At 66.4% G+C, this 1,044-nt stretch carries 2 protein-coding genes; both read left to right on the forward strand.

Features of this window, described 5'->3' with window-relative positions; all coding sequences use genetic code 11:
* A partial coding sequence (locus EN969_RS32625) for a molybdopterin cofactor-binding domain-containing protein (RefSeq protein WP_164758736.1) occupies positions 1-644 on the forward strand: 644 nt, incomplete at its 5' end.
* 232 nt (positions 645-876) lie between these two features.
* The coding region (locus EN969_RS32630; RefSeq protein WP_127419814.1) for a 2Fe-2S iron-sulfur cluster-binding protein at positions 877-1,044 on the forward strand (168 nt) is incomplete at its 3' end.

Here is a 1,044-nt window from a genome sequence, read left to right on the forward strand (position 1 = left end):
GGCGCGCCGATCGCGCCCCCGGCGGCGAGGGCTCGCCGCTCTACGGCGCCGGCAATGAAGGCGTGCTGGCGCGCGGCGGCCGCCTCTATCGGCGCGACGATGAAAGCCGCGGTGAAAGCTACGCCGAAATCCTCACGCGCGCGGGCCTCACCGAGATCGAGGGCCACGGCAAGGGCGCTCCCGACCCGGCGTCTCAGGAGGCCTATGCCAAGCACGCGCATGGCGCCGTGTTTGCCGAGGTGAAGGTCGATCCGGATTTTGGCCAGATCCGTGTCACAAGGCTGGTCGGTGCGTTCGCCGCCGGACGGGTCATCAATCCCAGGCTGGTGCGCAGCCAGTATTATGGCGGCATGATCTGGGGCGTCTCGTTCGCGCTGCATGAGGAAGCCATCACCGACCGGCGCTCTGGCCGGATCCAGAATGCCAACCTCGCCGAATATCATGTCCCGGTGAATGCCGACGTTCCATCGGTCGAGGCGTTGCTGGTCCACGAGGACGACCCTCACGTCAACGCGCTCGGCATCAAGGGCGTCGGCGAAATCGGCATCACCGGCACGGCCGGCGCCGTCGCCAATGCGGTCTGGCATGCGACCGGCGTGCGGCCGCGGCGCTTTCCGGTCCGCATCGAGGACCTGCTGGGGTGAGGAGTGGTCCACCTAGCGGATGGGAAGCCAATTGCTTGGCTTCCCGAACGACGAATGGTGAAGGCCCGGTCCGCCTTCGGGCGCACCAAAAAGTCCAGTGGACCTTTTTAAGGGGCTGAACGCCCGAAGGCGGGGAGCGGCAGCGAAGGGCCGCACAGCCGGCGCCAGGTCCCCGCCGGCTGCCAAAGATGAAATCAACGACTTCGCGTCAAGCAACTGGAGCCCGACGCCCATGACCAAAACAACGATCCCAGTTCATCTCGACATCAACGGCCGTGATCACGATCTGCAACTCGAGCCGCGCGTCACGCTGCTCGATGCCTTGCGCGATCGCCTCGGCCTGACCGGAACCAAGAAGGGCTGCGACCACGGCCAGTGCGGCGCCTGCACCGTGCATATC

Origin of the sequence: Mesorhizobium sp. M7A.F.Ca.CA.003.01.2.1 (assembly GCF_003998945.1) — a bacterium.
Taxonomy (GTDB): domain Bacteria; phylum Pseudomonadota; class Alphaproteobacteria; order Rhizobiales; family Rhizobiaceae; genus Mesorhizobium; species Mesorhizobium ciceri.